Raw genomic sequence first — 18,067 nt, 5'->3', positions numbered from 1 at the left:
TAGCCTAGAAGTTCAGAGAGAACCGCACCCCGATAGTCAGAGGACGTGCCACCGTGATGCGCTCAACGTCATAACCGAAGCCACCTGACAACTCTGCCGACTCATCGGTGAGGTTGTCAGCATAGACTTCTGCTGTCCACTCCTCAGTACTGACGCCAGCCGTTGCCCCTAAGAGAAACCAGCTATCCAGTTCAATCCGGTTAATGTCAACGATGTCGGTGTAAGAAGTATCCGAGTAAGCCGCGTTGCCCATCACGTGAGCCTGCATACCGTCGCTTAAATCCCACTGGTAACGCGCCTGAAGGTTGCCCTTAAACTCGGGCGCAAACGCTAGTTCATCACCCTTGACGACATCACCGATACCGTCCTTCACGTCAGTGATTTCGGTATCCAGCAAAGAAATACCGCCGCTAAGTGTCAGACCCTCGACATTTTCTGGCGCCCAGGTTAACTCACCCTCAATACCCTTGACCTCCGCGTTAGCTGCGTTAGCCGAAAAGAACAGGTTGGAGATACTCGGATCGAATATAGAGGTTTGCAGATCTTCGATCTCAATGTAAAAGATGCTGCCGTTAAAGCGTAGGCGGTTATCCAACAGGTCAACTTTCCAACCCGCTTCATAGTTGCTCACTGTGTCCGACTCGATAGTGAATGGCACACAAAAGCTGCCGTCTGCATTACAATCGCCGCCGGGGCGGTTCAATAGACCAGGACGAAAGCCCTCTGAGTAGGTAGCGTAATACATTTGATCATCTGTCGGTGTCCAGGCCAAACTAGCCCTGTAGATGAACCCGTCTGTCTCGGCTTTGTCGTTTTCGCCACTGAAAATTTCGTTCAGGTTGTTGCCCGCGTTGTTGTCTTGCGAGGCCCCGAAGTTACCAAAAGAGCCAGACGCACTGCCAAGCAGATCGACCTGAACATCGTAGTACCGTGTACCAAGAGTCACAGTAAACTGATCGGTAATATCGAAATCTACCGAGGCGAATGCAGCCATTTGCTCATCAGTACGCTTCACGTCGTTACGGAAAATAACGCCTTCCGGCCACTGCCCCTTATCTTTAGCAGAGGACGGTTCGGCAGAGAAATTAGGGCCAAATCCGACCACACCGTTAGCAGCAACGGCGCTTTCTGAACCAGGATAGGTAAACGAATTGATTTCGCGCAGGTCCATCTCGCTGTAAAACGCACCTACTGTGTAGCGAAAGCGATCCTCGTCGCTGCTAGACACACGGAACTCATGTGTTTGCACCGTTGTCTTTGTTTCACTATTGACAAAAATGCCGGGCGCCTGGCACGTACCGGCAGGATTAGGCAAGCCCGCGTTCTGGTTGTCCGTTACGGAATAGTCGCAGATGTAATAAGGCAGATATTGGCCCACAAACAAGTAGTCAGTGTAATCGACAGACTGATCGGTTTTACGGTCGGTATAGGCACCGGTATACAGCAACTGGAGGTCTTCTAATACGCGACCTGTCAGTGTCCAGTTGTAGTTATCAAAATCATCACTGAGTGAATCTTTCTCGTAACGCTGTATCTCGAGGTCGCCTAGGTTAGGGTCAACAAAAAATACGCCGTCGGTATCGATAGACTGATTTGCCACGCCCACCAACAGGTCCCAATCGTCATTAATGTTCCACAGGCCGCTGAGACGACCCCCGGCATAGGTCGTGCCGTTAAAGTTATCTTCTGTTCGATCGCTATTGTTGGCGCTCAGAAAGTTTACACCCGAGAGGTCAGCGCCAGCCTGCTTGCCTTTCCGAGCATCACTCACCGGCACACCGTTCGCTCGCATCGTGCCTGCAGGACGAAAACGCGCGCTTGAAGAAGCATCAACGCTACCCGCGACATTATCAATATAGCCGCCCTGTTGGTCGGCATACACCACGGCGCGTGCCGTGAAGCTATCGCTGATAGGAATGTTGATCATGCCTTCGCCACTGTAGCTCGGATCACCATCGCTGGTTTGTGCAGCGCTGAATCGGGCATTACCGGAGAACCCTGAAGGATCAGGCCTGTTGGTGATTAAACGCACGGTACCCGCTTGCGAGCTGGCACCAAACAACGTGCCCTGTGGGCCCTTCAAAACCTCTACGCGGTTGATATCGGCTACATAGACGTCTAGGTTGCGACCAGGCTGAGACAGGGGTTGCTCGTCAAGGTAAAGCGCAACGTTCGGCGACAACCCTGCCACACCGGATGTTGTAAGGGTTGGCGTAGTAGACGCAACGCCACGAATATAAATCGTATTTTGGCCCGGTCCGCTGCCGCCGGACGTCACCGCAGGCAACTGAATCACATAATCCGTAAAGTCTGTAATGCCCAGTTCTTCAATTGCTTTCTGTCCCAACACGCTTACCGCGATCGGTATGTCCTGCACACTTGCAGTACGCTTGGTTGCGGTCACTAATACTTCTTCCAACTGAGCATGGGCAGTGCCCGTAACACTGGCAGCGACGACAGCACTGGCTAGTATATTTCGTTTCAACACGCTTATTGCCCCTATGTTATGAAAAGATTGCAAACGATCTGGCTAATAATTGTTCACCGGTTTCGTTGGCGGTCAGCCGGTACCTCGATTACGATTATTTACGCATCCCACTGTACTGAAGTAATGGGCACGGAGCTAACCGGCTGGCGTGATTCACAGACAAAAAAACGCCCCGCAAGGGGCGTTTTTAAAACTCTTCCGGCAACCTAGAAGTTGAGAGAGAACCGCACCCCGATAGTCAGAGGACGTGCCACCGTGATGCGCTCAACGTCATAACCGAAGCCACCTGACAACTCTGCCGACTCATCGGTGAGGTTGTCAGCATAGACTTCTGCTGTCCACTCCTCAGTACTGACGCCAGCCGTTGCCCCTAAGAGAAACCAGCTATCCAGTTCAATCCGGTTAATGTCAACGATGTCGGTGTAAGAAGTATCCGAGTAAGCCGCGTTGCCCATCACGTGAGCCTGCATACCGTCGCTTAAATCCCACTGGTAACGCGCCTGAAGGTTGCCCTTAAACTCGGGCGCAAACGCTAGTTCATCACCCTTGACGACATCACCGATACCGTCCTTCACGTCAGTGATTTCGGTATCCAGCAAAGAAATACCGCCGCTAAGTGTCAGACCCTCGACATTTTCTGGCGCCCAGGTTAACTCACCCTCAATACCCTTGACCTCCGCGTTAGCTGCGTTAGCCGAAAAGAACAGGTTGGAGATACTAGGATCGAATATAGAGGTTTGCAGATCTTCGATCTCAATGTAGAAGATGCTGCCGTTAAAGCGTAGGCGGTTATCCAATAGGTCAACTTTCCAGCCCAATTCATAGTTGTCAACGGTATCGGTGTCGAGTGCAAACGGGACACAAAACGAGCCCGCCGCATTGCACTGACCGCCAGGGCGATTCAACAGGCCAGGGCGAAAGCCTTGTGACCATGTTGCGTAATACATTTGATCGTCAGTGGGCGTCCACGCTAAGCTAGCCCGGCCAATAACCCCATCAGTCTTGGCTTTATCGTTTTCGCCACTGAATAATAGGTCTAGGCTTTTGCTAGCGCTATAAGCTTCGTATGTGCCGGGTCCGTCCGGGCCTCTTGGTGACGGATATTCGGTTTCCCCTTTTGTATAAAACGAGCCTTTGGCACTGCCTACCAGATCAACCTCAACATCGTAGTAGCGCGCACCAAGCGTGGCGGTAAACTGATCAGTGATATCGAAATCTAACGAGGCAAATGCCGCCATTTGCTCATCCGTGCGTTTCACGTCGTTGCGAAAAATGACACCCTTCGGCCACTGCCCCTTGTCTTCGGCGGAAGACGGCTCAGCAGAAAAGTTCGGACCAAAGCCAATAATTTCTGACCCGGGGTAGGTGAACGAATTCAATTCTCGTAAATCCATTTCACTATAAAATGCGCCTACCGTTGCGCGAAAGCGATCTTCGGCGTTGGTAGACACACGAAATTCATGCGTTTGTACCGTTGTCTTCGTTTCGCTGTTAACAAACAACGCTGGAGACTGACACGTTCCGCCAGGAGCGCTGTCCCCAGGATAGACTGCGGCCGAGGTACAAATGTAATACGGCAGGTACTGACCGACGAACAGGTAATCGGTGTAATCGACAGACTGATCGGTTTTACGGTCGGTATAGGCGCCCGTATACAGCAGTTCTAGGTCGGATACGCGACCTGTCAGTGTCCAGTTGTAGTTATCAAAATCATCACTGAGTGAATCTTTCTCGTAACGCTGTATCTCAAGGTCCCCTAGGTTAGGGTCAACAAAAAATACACCGTCGGTATCGATGGACTGATTTGCCACACCCACCAACAAATCCCAATCATCATTAATGTTCCACAGGCCGCTCAGACGACCCCCGGCATAGGTCGTGCCGTTAAAATTATCTTCTGTTCGATCGCTATTGTTGGCGCTCAGAAAGTTTACACCCGAGAGGTCAGCGCCAGCCTGAAAGCCCGCACGACCAGCGCTCACCGGCACACCGTTCGCTCGCATCGTGCCTGCAGGACGAAAACGCGCGCTTGAAGAGGCATCAACGCTACCCGCAACATTATCAATATAGCCGCCCTGTTGGTCGGCATACACCACGGCGCGTGCCGTGAAGCTATCGCTGATAGGGATATTGATCATGCCTTCGCCACTGTAGCTCGGATCACCATCGCTGGTTTGTGCAGCGCTGAATCGGGCATTACCGGAGAATCCTGAAGGATCAGGCTTGTTGGTAATCAAACGCACGGTACCCGCTTGCGAGCTGGCACCAAACAAGGTGCCCTGTGGGCCCTTCAACACTTCTACGCGGTTGATGTCTGCAACATAGACATCTAGGTTACGGCCAGGCTGTGACAGGGGCTGCTCGTCTAAATATAATGCTACGTTAGGCGAAAGACCTGCAACGCCTGAGGTTGTCAGCGTTGGAGTAGTAGACGCAACGCCGCGAATATAAATCGTGTTTTGACCCGGTCCGCTGCCGCCAGACGTCACTGCAGGCAACTGAATTACATAATCAGTAAAGTCTGTAATCCCCAATTCTTCTATCATTTTCTGTCCCAGCACGCTCACCGCGATGGGTATGTCCTGGACGCTTGCGGTGCGCTTGGTTGCAGTCACCAAGACTTCTTCCAACTGAGCGTGGGCAGTGCCCGTAACGCTGGCAGCGACGACGGCGCTGGCTAATAATTTTCGTTTCAACACGCTTATTGCCTCTATTTAATGAAAAAATCACACACGATGCGGCTAACTTACTTAGAACGGTAATTATTTTGTGTTCTATGGATTGCGAGACGCATATAAACACATTTTTTCGCAGTATTCACGATTATTTAGCGGATTGCGTCATTTTTACCTGCGGAAGTCGACAAAAAAAACCATCGACATCAATAATTTATCTGCAGTTTTTCGTGTTTGTAGTGCTAATATCGCCTCGTTAGATTTGATGTCTAAGTATCTTCTCTTGGACACGCCCCAATATTGAGTGTTTATGACCGATTCCAGCTACGAACATTACGAAACCGATCATGAGATAGGCCAAGACAACATCGAAGTCCTCGGTATGGATGTTCATAATCCCGTATTCATCACTAGCGCTCTGCTGATCATACTGTTCGTCACCACCACTATTGTGTTTCCCGCAGCGGTCAATGAGGCGCTTGGTGATATTAAAAGCTGGTTCTTAACCACCTTTGACTGGTTCCTGATGGCGTCCGCTAGTGGCATGCTGCTATTTTGCCTAGTGCTGTGTGTACTGCCTGTATCGCGCATCCGTCTTGGAGGGCCAGAAGCCGCTCCAGACTTCTCTCGCATGTCGTGGTTTTCCATGTTGTTCGCAGCGGGCATGGGCATCGGCCTAATGTTTTGGGGCGTTGCAGAGCCCATGGTGTATTACAACGGCGAGAGCGGCACCCCACTCGGAGCAAAGCCGCTAACGCCCCACGCCGCTGATTTAGCAATGTCGGCGACCATGTATCACTGGGGCCTGCACGCTTGGGCGATTTACGCGGTTGTTGGACTGTCGCTGGCCTTTTTTTACCATAATAAAGGCATGCCTTTGACGATTCGGTCGGTGTTCTATCCGCTGATCGGCGATCGAATCTGGGGCTGGAGTGGCCATTTGATTGATATTGTGGCGGTGTTGGCCACGATGTTCGGCTTGGCCACTTCGCTGGGCCTGGGGGCTGCGCAGGCATCGGGAGGCCTACACTTTCTGTTTGGCATCCCAGACGAAATCAACACCCGAATTGGCATCGTCGTTGCGGTCAGCTTCATTGCTATTATTTCAGTCGTTAGGGGGTTAGACGGTGGCGTGAAAGTGCTCAGCAACATTAACATGGGTGTGGCGGCCTTATTATTGCTGTTTGTCTTCATTGCTGGTCCCACCTTGCTTATAGCTCAGGGGGTCGGCAAAACGGCCGTCAATTATCTGGGCGATATAATCCCGCTCAGCAACTGGCTAAATCGCGAAGATGCCACCTGGATGCAAGACTGGACGGTCTTTTATTGGGCCTGGTGGGTCAGCTGGTCGCCTTTCGTTGGCATGTTTATCGCTAGAATTTCGCGTGGCCGCACCATCCGCGAACTGATTATTGCCGTTTTACTCGTGCCCACGATGGTCACACTGGTATGGATGAGCACCTTTGGCCTCAGTGCGCTCGATCAAGCACAGAATGGCGTTGGCGCACTGGCACAGGGAGCCAGTTCGGCCAATCTGGCGACGTTTCAAATGTTGGAAAACCTGCCATTTGCTCAAATCACGACAGGCCTGGGCATTCTGCTGGTACTGGTATTCTTTGTGACGTCCTCTGATTCAGGCTCATTAGTGATAGACAGCATCACCGCTGGAGGGAAAATTGACGCGCCAGTGCCACAACGGGTTTTCTGGGCGGTTATGCAGGGTTTAATTGCTGGCGCTTTATTGTTTGGTGGCGGCAAAGAGGCATTAAGCGCCTTGCAGGCCGGAGCCGTTGCTACAGGCCTTCCCTTTACCGTCATACTATTGCTGATGTGTGTCAGTCTTTACAAAGGGTTGAAGGGCGGATGATTTTTACTGCGGGCATCTAGCGGATTCGTTATATCGACTGCTTCTGTAATGCCACTAAAGTCTACACCGTTGAAAATATTCATTTACCACTAGGTGATCTAACATTGAATAGTGTCGAGGAAGTTTTAGTAGCGTTGCGCCGAGTGATTCGGGCGACAGATATATACTCAAAAAAGCTGGCGAAAACCACAGGGTTGACTGCGCCACAGATGCTACTGCTGCAGACAATTCGCACCAGAGGCGAGCTCACCATTGGTGAACTGGCCACTGCCATGAGTCTAAGCCAGGCCACGGTGACTACGATCATGGATCGTTTGGAAAAGCGGCATTTGGTGTCACGCCAGCGATCCACCGTCGACAAGCGTAAAGTCCATGCTCGCCTCACGACGGAGGCGAGCACAATCCTTGAGCACGCACCCGTTCCTCTGCAGCAAAACTTCTCAACGCGATTCAATGTCTTGGACGAATGGGAGCAAACCATGATCATCTCGTCCCTGCAACGAGTGGCAAAAATGATGGATGCCGAGCATATCGATGCGTCCCCCGTTCTCGATGTCGGCGCAATAGACCGGCAAGCATATTCTCTAGAAAATACTGAGAAAGAGGGGCTTTAGAAAAAAGAGGACGAGACTAAGGTGCCTAGCATTTGCTACAAAAAAACAGACAAGCAATATAAACACGCTTGACACGAACAACCTCTACATCAAGCGGTAAGATAATTCTCTCTTGATGACCATTGCGCTAGATATTTCCTCTTGGTTGCTGTTCCATCCAATAAGAGCTGGGTCGTAATTAGCGGCTCTTGTCCCCTCGTGTGGGTTCAAAACAGAGCAGAGTCAGTGCTATGCGGCTAGGACGCCCGCAGAGTAGAGCTGTCTATATACCGCTGTTGGCCACCACCTCTGACGACGAACTTGCAGATAATTAACAAAAAATAGGGTTTTCCCTACTTCCGAGACCGTTAAAAGCAAGTAAACTTGCTATTTCGGTAGTTCAAGGTATTCAGCAGTGCGTTACTGTTTGAGTATAGGTGTTTCATTGTAGGCTCGAAAGCAATGACTGCAGAAGACTCAGGACTAGAGCGGCATGCTATATAGCCGCACCCAAGCATATATAAGGACATTGAGGGGGTTTTATCAGAAATGCTCTAGACTACTACATGGACGTTTTTTCGCGCACCGTGGGAGAAGAAAGCGTCGGCATTGTAGTAAGGAATTACGAAGGAGAGGTGCTCTCGGTAAATAATCGTTTCTTAGACCTAGCCGGGGTAGCTAAAGATGCTTCCTGTATCACGATTGACGATTTTCCATGGCGGAATTTAAAGCTGCAAAGCGACGCTGCTGACATTCTCGCAAAATCTGGCGATATCAGAGAAGCGGTTAATTTGTACTTTCACACGATCAGACAAGAGTGGGTGCAAGCCGTTTCGGTCAAATTTGCCCATCAACCATCCCCGGCGTCGGGGCGTCCACTTGACTGGGAAGGCCAGCCCGTTATCTATATACTCATGATGGATGTTAGCCACATATCACGCGATCTACCGACATTTCAGTCGTGGACCAAAGGTACCTATGTAGACTTTGAAAAGGAACAGATAGTTTTCCCTGACGGCAGCAGTCTGTCTCGCAGCGATCTTATTTGCTTAAGTTATTATCTGGAAGATTTTCCTCAAAGCGCCATAGCCGAGCACATGAATCAAAGTATTAAGACAGTAGAGAAAAGAATAGCCGCTATAAAATCTACTCTGTTTAAGATTGACCCTAACTGCATAAATCTATATGAACTTTGCAGAAGGTACGGTGGCAGACAGGTGCTTGAACTAAAGCGCGACTGGTTTGATAAGAAAAGTGTGGCTGCACAAATTACAAATATGCAATGGCAGGGCAATCAGAACATGATCTCCGAGTTGCGCGACCAAAAGCAGGACTACTCCGGTCAATCGATCAACTAGGATACATTCGTAGATGTCGAATATCACGTTAATATTGAGAGTATATGTCGTCATCTTTGCCGTCGAGGGCTTGCTGCTGCTAATGTTTGCGGCTCTTCCAATCAATCTGCGATTGTTATTTGATCAATCCCCTTGGACAATTATTCTGCTCGACACCGTTAGCCTGACGCTAATATCCGTTCCGCTAGTCTATCTTTGGGCTATTCGTCCGTTTGTATCCGCCCGAAGCGAAGCGGAAGCTCTGCAGCTCGCAAAAATTGCAAACGAACTGACACAGTTTGTGGATACCGCGAACGCTCCGATCTTTGGTATAGACACTGAAGGAAGAGTCAATGAGTGGAACCAGCGGTCAGAACAAATCACCGGCTTTACTAAGGCAGAGGTGATGGGTCGTGACCTGGTGGCTAATTTTATTACTGATGATTATAAGGTTTCGGTAGGCGAGGTGCTGGCGAAAGCACTGCACGGCGAAGAAACGGCGAACTATGAATTTCCATTGTTCACCCAGTCTGGCGATCGAGTGGATGTTTTGCTTAATTCGTCGACACGGCATGATCCTGCCGGACAGATCGTTGGTGTGGTTGGCGTCGGTCAGGATATAACAGAGCTAAACAAAGTCCGGGCGGAACAGGACAATATTGCGAAGGAGCTGACACAGTTTGTGGATACCGCGAACGCTCCGATCTTTGGTATAGACACTGAAGGAAGAGTCAATGAGTGGAACCAGCGGTCAGAACAAATCACCGGCTTTACTAAGGCAGAGGTGATGGGTCGTGACCTAGTGGCTAATTTTATTACTGATGATTATAAGGTTTCGGTAGGCGAGGTGCTGGCGAAAGCACTGCACGGCGAAGAAACGGCGAACTATGAATTTCCATTGTTCACCCAGTCTGGCGATCGAGTGGATGTTTTGCTTAATTCGTCGACACGGCGTGATCCTGCCGGACAGATCGTTGGTGTGGTTGGCGTCGGTCAGGATATAACAGAGCTAAACAAAGTCCGGGCGGAACAGGACAATATTGCGAAGGAGCTGACACAGTTTGTGGATACCGCGAACGCTCCGATCTTTGGTATAGACACTGAAGGAAGAGTCAATGAGTGGAACCAGCGGTCAGAACAAATCACCGGCTTTACTAAGGCAGAGGTGATGGGTCGTGACCTAGTGGCTAATTTTATTACTGATGATTATAAGGTTTCGGTAGGCGAGGTGCTGGCGAAAGCACTGCACGGCGAAGAAACGGCGAACTATGAATTTCCATTGTTCACCCAGTCTGGCGATCGAGTGGATGTTTTGCTTAATTCGTCGACACGGCGTGATCCTGACGGACAGATCGTTGGTGTGGTTGGCGTCGGTCAGGATATAACAGAGCTAAACAAAGTCCGGGCGGAACAGGAGAAAGAACGTAAAGAATCCGCCGCTCAAATCATCCAGGCGTCTAAACTAGCCACACTAGGAGAAATGGCGACATCAGTCGCGCATGAATTAAACCAACCACTGAATATCATTCGCATGGCTGCGGAAAATAGTCGCCGCAAGATGTCTAAAGAGAACGTTGCCGTCGAATACTTGACCGATAAGCTGCAACGCATTGAAGAGCAGACTGCACGAGCGGCGGCAATCATTGATCACATGCGAATGTTTGGGCGCGAGGCGACAGAAGAGCCAGCGCTAATTGACCCGCGAAATGTAGTTACGAATGCGCTTGACTTGATGGGAGAACAATTACGATTGGCTGGCATTGAGGTTGTGACCGAGTTCCCCGAAGACTCTCCGTGTGTTTTGGGCCATATCATTCAAATGGAACAAGTGGTCATAAACCTTCTCACTAACGCGAGAGATGCCATGTCTGAAAAAGGTACCGCCTCGACGATTATGCTGAGGATATTTTCAGACCCAAAAAATATCCATATTACATCTGAGGACACTGGGGGGGGTATTGCCCAAAATGCTCTAACCCGCATCTTTGAGCCGTTCTATACAACAAAGGAAATGGGCAAAGGTACGGGTTTAGGACTGTCTGTAGGCTATGGTATTATCCGTGATATGGGAGGCACCATTACCGCTGAAAATATTAATGATGGTGCCAGATTCACCATTACTCTTCCGCGTGTAAGTTAGTATCGGTTATTGAAAGGAGGGCAACTATCTCAACTAAAATCCTCATTGTTGATGATGAAAAAATGATTCTTAACCTAATATCAGAGGCATTAACTGATGAAGGTTACGAATGTTTTGTCGCAAGCAACGTTGATACTGCAGTCGAAATGGTTAAAACCACACCCGGCATCAGGGTTATTCTCACAGATTTAAAAATGCCGAAAAAAACGGGCGCCGACCTAATCAAAATTGTTGAAACGCAGTGCGATCCAAGCATACAGTTTATCGTCATGTCTGGACATGGCAGCCCCAGAATTGAAGGAAACGGCGTAGATATTGCTTCGTATCCCTTTTTAAGAAAGCCACTGAGCATTGAAACCTTGTTAGAACATATCAGTTCAGTGCTGGAGACAAAGAAATAGTACTCACAAAGATTCTTGATTACTTAAGATAAAGATGGACTCCGCGAGGGCGTTCTCGCTTGTTGATTCATCAAACAAAAACTGCCTCAAAAGATTAGCAAGTGAGCGAATGCACGAGCCATATAATCACTCTCGGCGGCCATCGCTCGATTCAATTCAGGTAAAGCATACGGGTACTGAAGGAAAGTCTCTCTCCATAATTCTTTTATTTGTCCTATGCTTCGACATAACGCGGACTAGAACGTTATGATACTGGCTAACTAAAAATTGTGCCTGTGATCCTCTAAATGGCTAAAGGAAAACTACTTTGAAGTTTATTAACATCATCCTATGTTGCATCGCCCTGAGCCTTGCTGCCTGCTCAGACAGCTCCAAGCAAACAGACTACAACCAAAACAACCCGGAGACACTGCAGCCGGCGACCGTGGTTCTGCAGCAGGAATCACAAACGATTCCCAGCAGCGCCACCCCTGCCATGACTCCCGGCACGCAAGGAGTGGTGGTCAACAACCATAAGCTTTTGCAGCATTTTGGCAGCGAAGGCCCAAGACTCAACATAGTAACCTGGTTCTAGGTTTTGCTGATATCTGTCCATATCCCTAAAACAGCAGGCGCCAGCTTCCGTGCTTCACTTAAAGCCCATTTTGGCGACACGCTGGTTTGGGACTATTCAGACCGTCCGATCAATCAGGCACCACTTGCGCGGAAAATGGACGCGCTTAGAGCCTCGTTCCAACTAGCTTATAGTTACCGAGATACTGGTACTGCATGTATCCACGGCCATTTTTTACCCGTCAAATATCGATGGGCAAGAACTCCAGAAAGGAAACAATTCGTCGTCTGGCTGCGTGACCCTATCGAACGACTAGCTTCCAATTACTACTACTGGACTAGGGATTACGATCCGAAAACAGCAGGTAAGCTGCGAAGACGTATAGTTGAGGAAAACTGGAGCCTGGAGAGATTTTGTTTTTCCAGTGAGATGAAAAACACTTATACACAGTTTTTTTGGGGCTTCCCGATGGATTTTTTTGACTTTGTTGGGATTACTGAAAATTACGAGACAGATCTTAGTTACTTTGCAAAGAAGGTATTAAAAAGTGAACTCGCCGTAACTGAGACAAATGTAAACCCACAAAAAGAAAACGACCTCTATATTGGAGATAAAAACCTCAGATCCAGATTGGAACGATTCCACCAAAAAGATATGCGTCTATATTGGAAAGCGCTCAAAGTTTCCAATAATCGGGAGTGAGCCTAGAGGTCAGAATTAGTCCCACTGCCACAATGAACGTCCATACTAACCCCGAATAAAATGTACTAGCAAATCAACGTCGTTGGGCTGGAACTCGACCCCGGCGAAAAGACTTATGCGAAGCCCCTTTCCAGCGGAGTTCTGTGTCCTAGCGCATCGACGTCGGATCGACCAAGTGCCTCTGTGTTTTCAGGCCTGGTAACTCGTATTCATGAGAAGATGTGCTCACGACAGTCCTTTTATTTGTCCTATGCTTCGACATAACGCGTACTAGAGCGTTATGATACTGGCTGACCAAAAATTGTGCCTGTGATCCTCTAAATGGCTAAAGGAAAACTACTTTGAAGTTTATTAATATCATCCTATGTTGCATCGCCCTGAGCCTTGCTGCCTGCTCAGACAGCTCCAAGCAAACAGACTACGACCAAAACAACCCGGAGACACTGCAGCCGGCGCCCGTGGTTCTGCAGCAGGAATCACAAACAATTCCCAGCAGCGCCACCCCTGCCATGACTCCCGGCACGCCAGGAGTGGTGGTCGACAACCCCAAGCTTTTACAGCATTTTGGCAGCGAAGGCCCGAGTCTCAACAACGCATTATATACACGCTACTTCCTGTCTGATGCTGGCCAGATGCAGCCAGATGCCATTCTTGTCCTGGTGCCGGGCTTCGAAGGAGGAGCCTCCAATTTTGCCCCACTGGCAGATCAGCTGATGCGACGCGTCCGCGAAGAGTCTGCAATGATTGTCGAAGTCTGGGCGATGGACCGCCGTTCCGAGCAGCTTGAGGACCGGGTCGGCCTCGAGTTAGCCGAGCTCGAACAAAATGCCTATCTGGGACTCGATTTCCTATTCGGAGAAGAATTGGGTCTGGAGCTTGATCAGCGACTGGCAGACGGGCCCAACCGCAGATTGATCGCCTATAATACCTCCAACGATCTGGCCTTTATCGCTAACTGGACGACCATGGTGCACTCATTGGACATTGAGGCCATTGTCCAACTGGCGCTTTCGAAGGTACGTAATGACAACGTATTCCTGGGGGGCCACTCCGCCGGCACCGGCTATGCCGCTCGCTATGCGGCCACTGACTTTGATCTTGGTAACGACGCGATTGATCCCGGCTATCAGCGCCTGCGCGGACTGGTGCTACTCGAAGGCGGTGGTGGTTCAATTGGCGACCGAGTATCCGAAGAAACACTCGATCAGATCGAGGCTCGATTTGACGGTGGACTGTTTGGAGCGGTTCGCGACCAGGCACCTCGCTGCATGGATGGCAAAACAGCCTGCACCCAGGCAACACAGGCCAGCGACTGTGCCGCCTTCAGCAACTTCGCCTGCACGCTGCCCACTGATGCTTACGCGGCGAGCCTGATCAATACGCAGACCTTCGCCGCTGGCGAACTGGTAGCGCTCGATGGCGATATCAACGGCGACGCCGGGTTATCTATCATTCAACAGGACCAGAACGGCATAGAGGGTAACAGCGCATTTAACAAGGTAGCTGCTCTATTCCCCATCAGAGTGCTGATAGGGGAATCTAAAGGGACCTCAGTCTCCCTGTATGGACAGTACCTGGACGACGATGGTATCGGTGCCACAGCCGCGCCATTCCTGGCAACATCGGTGGGCGCACCCGGACCCGAAATAGACGGCCTGACGACGTGGCTGAACTTCGACGAGGAATTTCCAGCGAGTGTACTCACCGATAACGGACCAGCCCCCACTGAGCCGTCCAGGGGCAGCAGATGGGGTGTGGAGGTAGAGCCCACTGATTTTAAGGGCCGCATTCTCACCGCCAGCTACAAGGGCGACACCAACTTTTTCGATTGGTACTACCCCTCTTCCGGTCTTGGTATCACCGCGGAACTGGGTCTTGATACAAGCGCGCTGTCGGCCCCGGCCCCGCAAGGCAGAGGGCGCAGCGATATCGACAACCGTACTCAGGCGAGCAACATCAACATTCCAGTCATAGGCTTTGGCGGCAGTAATGGGCTGACCCCGGTGACCGGTTCATTTCTGGCTTTCGCGCAAGCTATCGGCCCCTGCCAGGCTCCGTCCTGCGATGGCGTAACGCCGCGAATCATCGACGGTATGCAACCCAGCTTGGCATTTCCCTCTTATGGCGAGATCTCTGGAGGCTATGAAATACACATCTCCGTGGGCTATGCACATATAGACGTGCTCACAGCTGAAGATCGTGACGACAATCAGGTGGTTGGGCCGCTGGTGCTGTTCCTACAGCGGAACAGCGAATAATTAGCGGGCAGACCGCGCACCAAGGTCATAGAGCCGCCGGCCGGCTGATGTCTCCAGCAACTCAGCATTGCTATCAAGCTGAGCAGCGACACACGGGGCCAGCCCTCTGCCCATCACATAGCGGTAACTCTGATGCCTGTTAGTCGCCAGTTGGAGTCGAGACAGGGCAGCAAGTGAAACGTGTTAGTGCCTGACACTGGAACTTAAGAGTTTTTATAATAATGCTTGTTCAATTTATTATCGCTTTCGTTATCCTCGGGTTATTGGCAGGCCTGGTCGTTGGTTTGGCTGGCGTGGGAAGTACTTTATTAATACTGCCCACTCTTGTCCTTTTACTCCCGCATTATATGCCCGCAGACCTCTCGGTCAAAATAGCCATAGCCACGACACTAGCCTGCACAAGCGTTTCTGTTATCTATGCGGCTGTCATACACATCAGAAAGCGGAATGTTGATGTATCGTTGTGTCTGCGCATGGCAAGTGTCTACGTATTAACTGCCGTTGTCGGCGCTTACATTGTTCATTTTCTTCCAGCACGAATCATAGAAATCATATTAGGCATTGTGTTAATTTTTGTGGCAACCAAGACGGTTCTTGTAAAGAAAACGCATAACAATATTGAAACAAAAATGCACTCCGGAATCTTTGCTATAGTCACTATTTTTGCCGGTTTAAGTAATAGCATCTGTGGAGTTGGCACAGGCAATATAGCCATTCCCTACTTATCGCAGTATTTTCCCGTCAAAAGGGCAACCGGAACATCAGTTGTCAATACCGTTGTTGCGTGTGTACTTGGAGCATTAGCTTATATTTACTACGGATGGGACGCAGCCACGCTGCCGAAGTATTCGCTCGGTTACGTTTATATGCCAATATTTATGACGGTCTCCGTTGGCATTGTTATAGCAATACCCATTGGTTATAAGCTTTCAGAGCGGCTTCATCCAAAGTGGATAAAACGTCTGCTCGCGCTGTTAGTCTCAGTCGCAGGTGTTTTCGCCTTAATCAAGGGCATATTTTTAACAGGACTGTAGATCAGGCCTCTGGCCAGATGGGCTCCACGGTTATAGATCTGTGGGCCTACGAGACGAACATACGATCTCGATCACTGCCCGCTAAAACGTTACAAAAAATAGGGTTTTCCCTCTTTATAAATTAACGCTATGCGTATATGGTCAACCGCTATATAAATGAGTAACGGCTCGCCCTATGCACTGGTCACATTATAAAAGTAATTTTGCTGCACTGGTTGGAAAGGAGAACGTCGGGTGGATTGTTAAAGATAAAGACGGAAAGGTTTGCGAGGTCGACCCAGATAATAACTTCTGCGAGATTTCCGCAGTTTCTCCGCGCGACATCATTGGTGCCACCACTGCCGATTTCGCCTGGTCTGGGGTAGCCCCGCGAGTGCAAGCCGCCGACATACTGGCGCGTCATGGCGAGGTCAGAGAGACTATCGGTATCTACTGGCACCCGGTCGATAATATGTACCGCCGCGTGCTCGGCGCGAAATGGAGCAATGACGGCGGCCAGGTTGTTTTTGTCGTTGCCGATGTGACCAGGCCAGTAATGACGGAGCGCATGAAAGTACTTGAATCTGTGATTACCGTTGACTGGGACAAGGAAAAAGTCACTATTGCCGGGAATACAATAACCCGGCTTGACCTTGTTTGCCTGGCCTATTACCTCGCCCACGACACGCACCAGCAAATAGCCGACAAAATGAACCGTTCTAAAAAATCCATTGAAAAAACAATCGGCAAAATGCGCGACATACTGTGTGCGCTTGACGCTGAATGTCCGACCTTGCGCTCCGTTTGTCAAAAATATGGGGTCGATAATACGCTGGCAGAGAAAGTCGACTGGTTTGATCGTGAAGCGGTGATCTGGCTAACAAGCCATTCTCAATTTTCGATGGGGAAAAAACAATAAAAAAACGGGATATATACCCCCATTATTAGAATAATTTTTTAAAGTCTTTGCACCATGAATCTGCGAAGAAAAAAGGGTAGACAGTTTTAAAATGAAATCCACACAGACAAAAACCTGTATCGACTTCGGCGACGGCTTGATTGACTGCACCGCTGCGCTTGGTTGCCGCTGTGTCGATTGGAAAGCGCGCCGGGCTCGTTGCCCAGCTTATCAAGGCAAACGTCAAACCGGCCTTTATAGCCGTTGTGGGGCCGCGTTTGAAGGGCAAACCTTAGTGTTTGGTCAAAATCAAATAAGGGCGTATAGTTCTGCACAAATGTCCCCACGTTCGGCGACGATATGACGCTGCAACAATTTGAAGGTCAGTTAAACCTATCGACCACTGAGGCCGCTGCGTTGCTGGGCCTGGTGTACCCCCGGTATATGGAACTGCGGCGCGGTGCCAGGGTGTTAAAACCCTACCATGTGGCAAGCATGAAGGCCCACGCCCTACTCTCGCAAAAATCCCTCGATACCCGCCTGGTCAATAGCCGGGCCGGTAAATAGATCACGACCAGACCGTTGTTACCACGTTCGCGTCTGCATCATAGCTGATTGTTTCCGTCCCGATTGCGTCATAAACCGGCGTGCCCGCTGTATGGTCTGAGGTGTATGATCAGGCAGCGACCGTCACGTTGCCATCGGCACTCGGCACTGTCCGCCCAACGATTTTAATGCTGCCTGGCGTAAAGCCCACACCAGGGCGCGGGTGCCCTATCGCATCCCCTACACGTTGCGACATGCCCCCGCAGCGGAGTTAATGAGCCGAGATGTGAGCATACCATTGGCACCAGAACAACTCGGCCACAGCACTGCCATGTCCCTAAATACATACTCGGACTTCATGCGGGAATATTCGACGGAAAATATGGGGAATCTTGCGGACAGATGTCCCAAAAAGTGTCCTTGATAAACCAAAACCTCTATAAGTTGTCGGTTTTAAAAAGGTTTTATGGTGCGAGTGGCGGGACTTGAACCCGCATAGCCGTTAAGCCGTCAGATTTTAAGTCTGATGTGTATACCAATTCCACCACACTCGCAATTCATTATGTACTCAAGCAAGAAACCAAAACTGTATCTTC

At 50.0% G+C, this 18,067-nt stretch carries 13 protein-coding genes and 1 tRNA gene; 11 read left to right on the top strand and 3 right to left on the bottom strand.

Annotated elements, in window-relative coordinates; genetic code table 11:
- Window positions 1-4 precede the first annotated feature (4 nt).
- Entirely contained in the window at window positions 5-2,488 is a 2,484-nt protein-coding gene (locus ABXT62_RS07855; protein WP_415358045.1) for a TonB-dependent receptor, read from the bottom strand.
- Window positions 2,489-2,694: 206 nt separating this feature from the next.
- Complete coding sequence (locus ABXT62_RS07850) at window positions 2,695-5,187, bottom strand: TonB-dependent receptor (RefSeq protein WP_415358044.1); 2,493 nt, start codon at window positions 5,185-5,187, stop codon at window positions 2,695-2,697.
- A 286-nt stretch (window positions 5,188-5,473) separates the two neighbouring features.
- Here ABXT62_RS07850 and ABXT62_RS07845 point away from each other — a divergent pair, with 286 nt between their 5' ends.
- From ABXT62_RS07845 to ABXT62_RS07795, 11 genes are all read left to right on the top strand, one after another.
- Window positions 5,474-7,030: a BCCT family transporter gene (locus tag ABXT62_RS07845; RefSeq protein ID WP_415358043.1), complete on the top strand. Its 1,557-nt coding sequence runs from the start codon at window positions 5,474-5,476 to the stop codon at window positions 7,028-7,030.
- Window positions 7,031-7,134: 104 nt separating this feature from the next.
- Window positions 7,135-7,644: a MarR family winged helix-turn-helix transcriptional regulator gene (locus ABXT62_RS07840; RefSeq protein WP_415358042.1), complete on the top strand. Its 510-nt coding sequence runs from the start codon at window positions 7,135-7,137 to the stop codon at window positions 7,642-7,644.
- A gap of 545 nt (window positions 7,645-8,189) precedes the next feature.
- Window positions 8,190-8,981 (top strand): hypothetical protein, encoded by a 792-nt coding sequence (locus tag ABXT62_RS07835; RefSeq protein ID WP_415358041.1) that lies wholly within the window; start codon window positions 8,190-8,192, stop codon window positions 8,979-8,981.
- Window positions 8,982-8,994: 13 nt separating this feature from the next.
- Complete coding sequence (locus tag ABXT62_RS07830; protein WP_415358040.1) at window positions 8,995-11,100, top strand: PAS domain S-box protein; 2,106 nt, start codon at window positions 8,995-8,997, stop codon at window positions 11,098-11,100.
- Complete coding sequence (locus ABXT62_RS07825) at window positions 11,070-11,501, top strand: response regulator (RefSeq protein WP_415358179.1); 432 nt, start codon at window positions 11,070-11,072, stop codon at window positions 11,499-11,501. The genes ABXT62_RS07830 and ABXT62_RS07825 overlap by 31 nt, the downstream gene beginning before the upstream one ends.
- 307 nt (window positions 11,502-11,808) lie before the next feature.
- Complete coding sequence (locus tag ABXT62_RS07820; protein ID WP_415358039.1) at window positions 11,809-12,075, top strand: hypothetical protein; 267 nt, start codon at window positions 11,809-11,811, stop codon at window positions 12,073-12,075.
- Between the two features lie 3 nt (window positions 12,076-12,078).
- Window positions 12,079-12,756, top strand: a complete 678-nt coding sequence (locus ABXT62_RS07815; RefSeq protein ID WP_415358038.1) for a hypothetical protein — start codon at window positions 12,079-12,081, stop codon at window positions 12,754-12,756.
- Window positions 12,757-13,097: 341 nt separating this feature from the next.
- Window positions 13,098-15,014 (top strand): hypothetical protein, encoded by a 1,917-nt coding sequence (locus tag ABXT62_RS07810; protein WP_415358037.1) that lies wholly within the window; start codon window positions 13,098-13,100, stop codon window positions 15,012-15,014.
- A gap of 221 nt (window positions 15,015-15,235) precedes the next feature.
- Window positions 15,236-16,048, top strand: a complete 813-nt coding sequence (locus tag ABXT62_RS07805; protein ID WP_415358036.1) for a sulfite exporter TauE/SafE family protein — start codon at window positions 15,236-15,238, stop codon at window positions 16,046-16,048.
- Window positions 16,049-16,223: 175 nt separating this feature from the next.
- Window positions 16,224-16,946: a hypothetical protein gene (locus ABXT62_RS07800; RefSeq protein WP_415358035.1), complete on the top strand. Its 723-nt coding sequence runs from the start codon at window positions 16,224-16,226 to the stop codon at window positions 16,944-16,946.
- Window positions 16,947-17,285: 339 nt separating this feature from the next.
- Window positions 17,286-17,492, top strand: a complete 207-nt coding sequence (locus ABXT62_RS07795) for a hypothetical protein (RefSeq protein ID WP_415358034.1) — start codon at window positions 17,286-17,288, stop codon at window positions 17,490-17,492.
- A gap of 446 nt (window positions 17,493-17,938) precedes the next feature.
- On the opposite strand, the gene ABXT62_RS07790 is transcribed toward ABXT62_RS07795, so the two are convergent.
- A tRNA-Leu gene (locus ABXT62_RS07790) sits at window positions 17,939-18,025 on the bottom strand.
- Window positions 18,026-18,067: the final 42 nt, after the last annotated feature.

The sequence above is a fragment of the Halioglobus sp. Uisw_031 genome (assembly GCF_047729875.1).
Classification (GTDB): Bacteria; Pseudomonadota; Gammaproteobacteria; order Pseudomonadales; family Halieaceae; genus Marimicrobium.
The sequence above is the reverse complement of the archived record's forward strand: the minus strand, read 5'-3'. Positions and strand labels throughout refer to the sequence as shown.

Excerpts from the sequence above, each read along its gene's own strand:
- ABXT62_RS07805 (WP_415358036.1), top strand. The coding sequence starts at position 15,236 with ATGCTTGTTCAATTTATTATCGCTTTCGTTATCCTCGGGTTATTGGCA.
- ABXT62_RS07835 (WP_415358041.1), top strand. The coding sequence starts at position 8,190 with ATGGACGTTTTTTCGCGCACCGTGGGAGAAGAAAGCGTCGGCATTGTA.
- ABXT62_RS07845 (WP_415358043.1), top strand. The coding sequence starts at position 5,474 with ATGACCGATTCCAGCTACGAACATTACGAAACCGATCATGAGATAGGC.
- ABXT62_RS07800 (WP_415358035.1), top strand. The coding sequence starts at position 16,224 with ATGCACTGGTCACATTATAAAAGTAATTTTGCTGCACTGGTTGGAAAG.
- ABXT62_RS07795 (WP_415358034.1), top strand. The coding sequence starts at position 17,286 with ATGACGCTGCAACAATTTGAAGGTCAGTTAAACCTATCGACCACTGAG.
- ABXT62_RS07830 (WP_415358040.1), top strand. The coding sequence starts at position 8,995 with ATGTCGAATATCACGTTAATATTGAGAGTATATGTCGTCATCTTTGCC.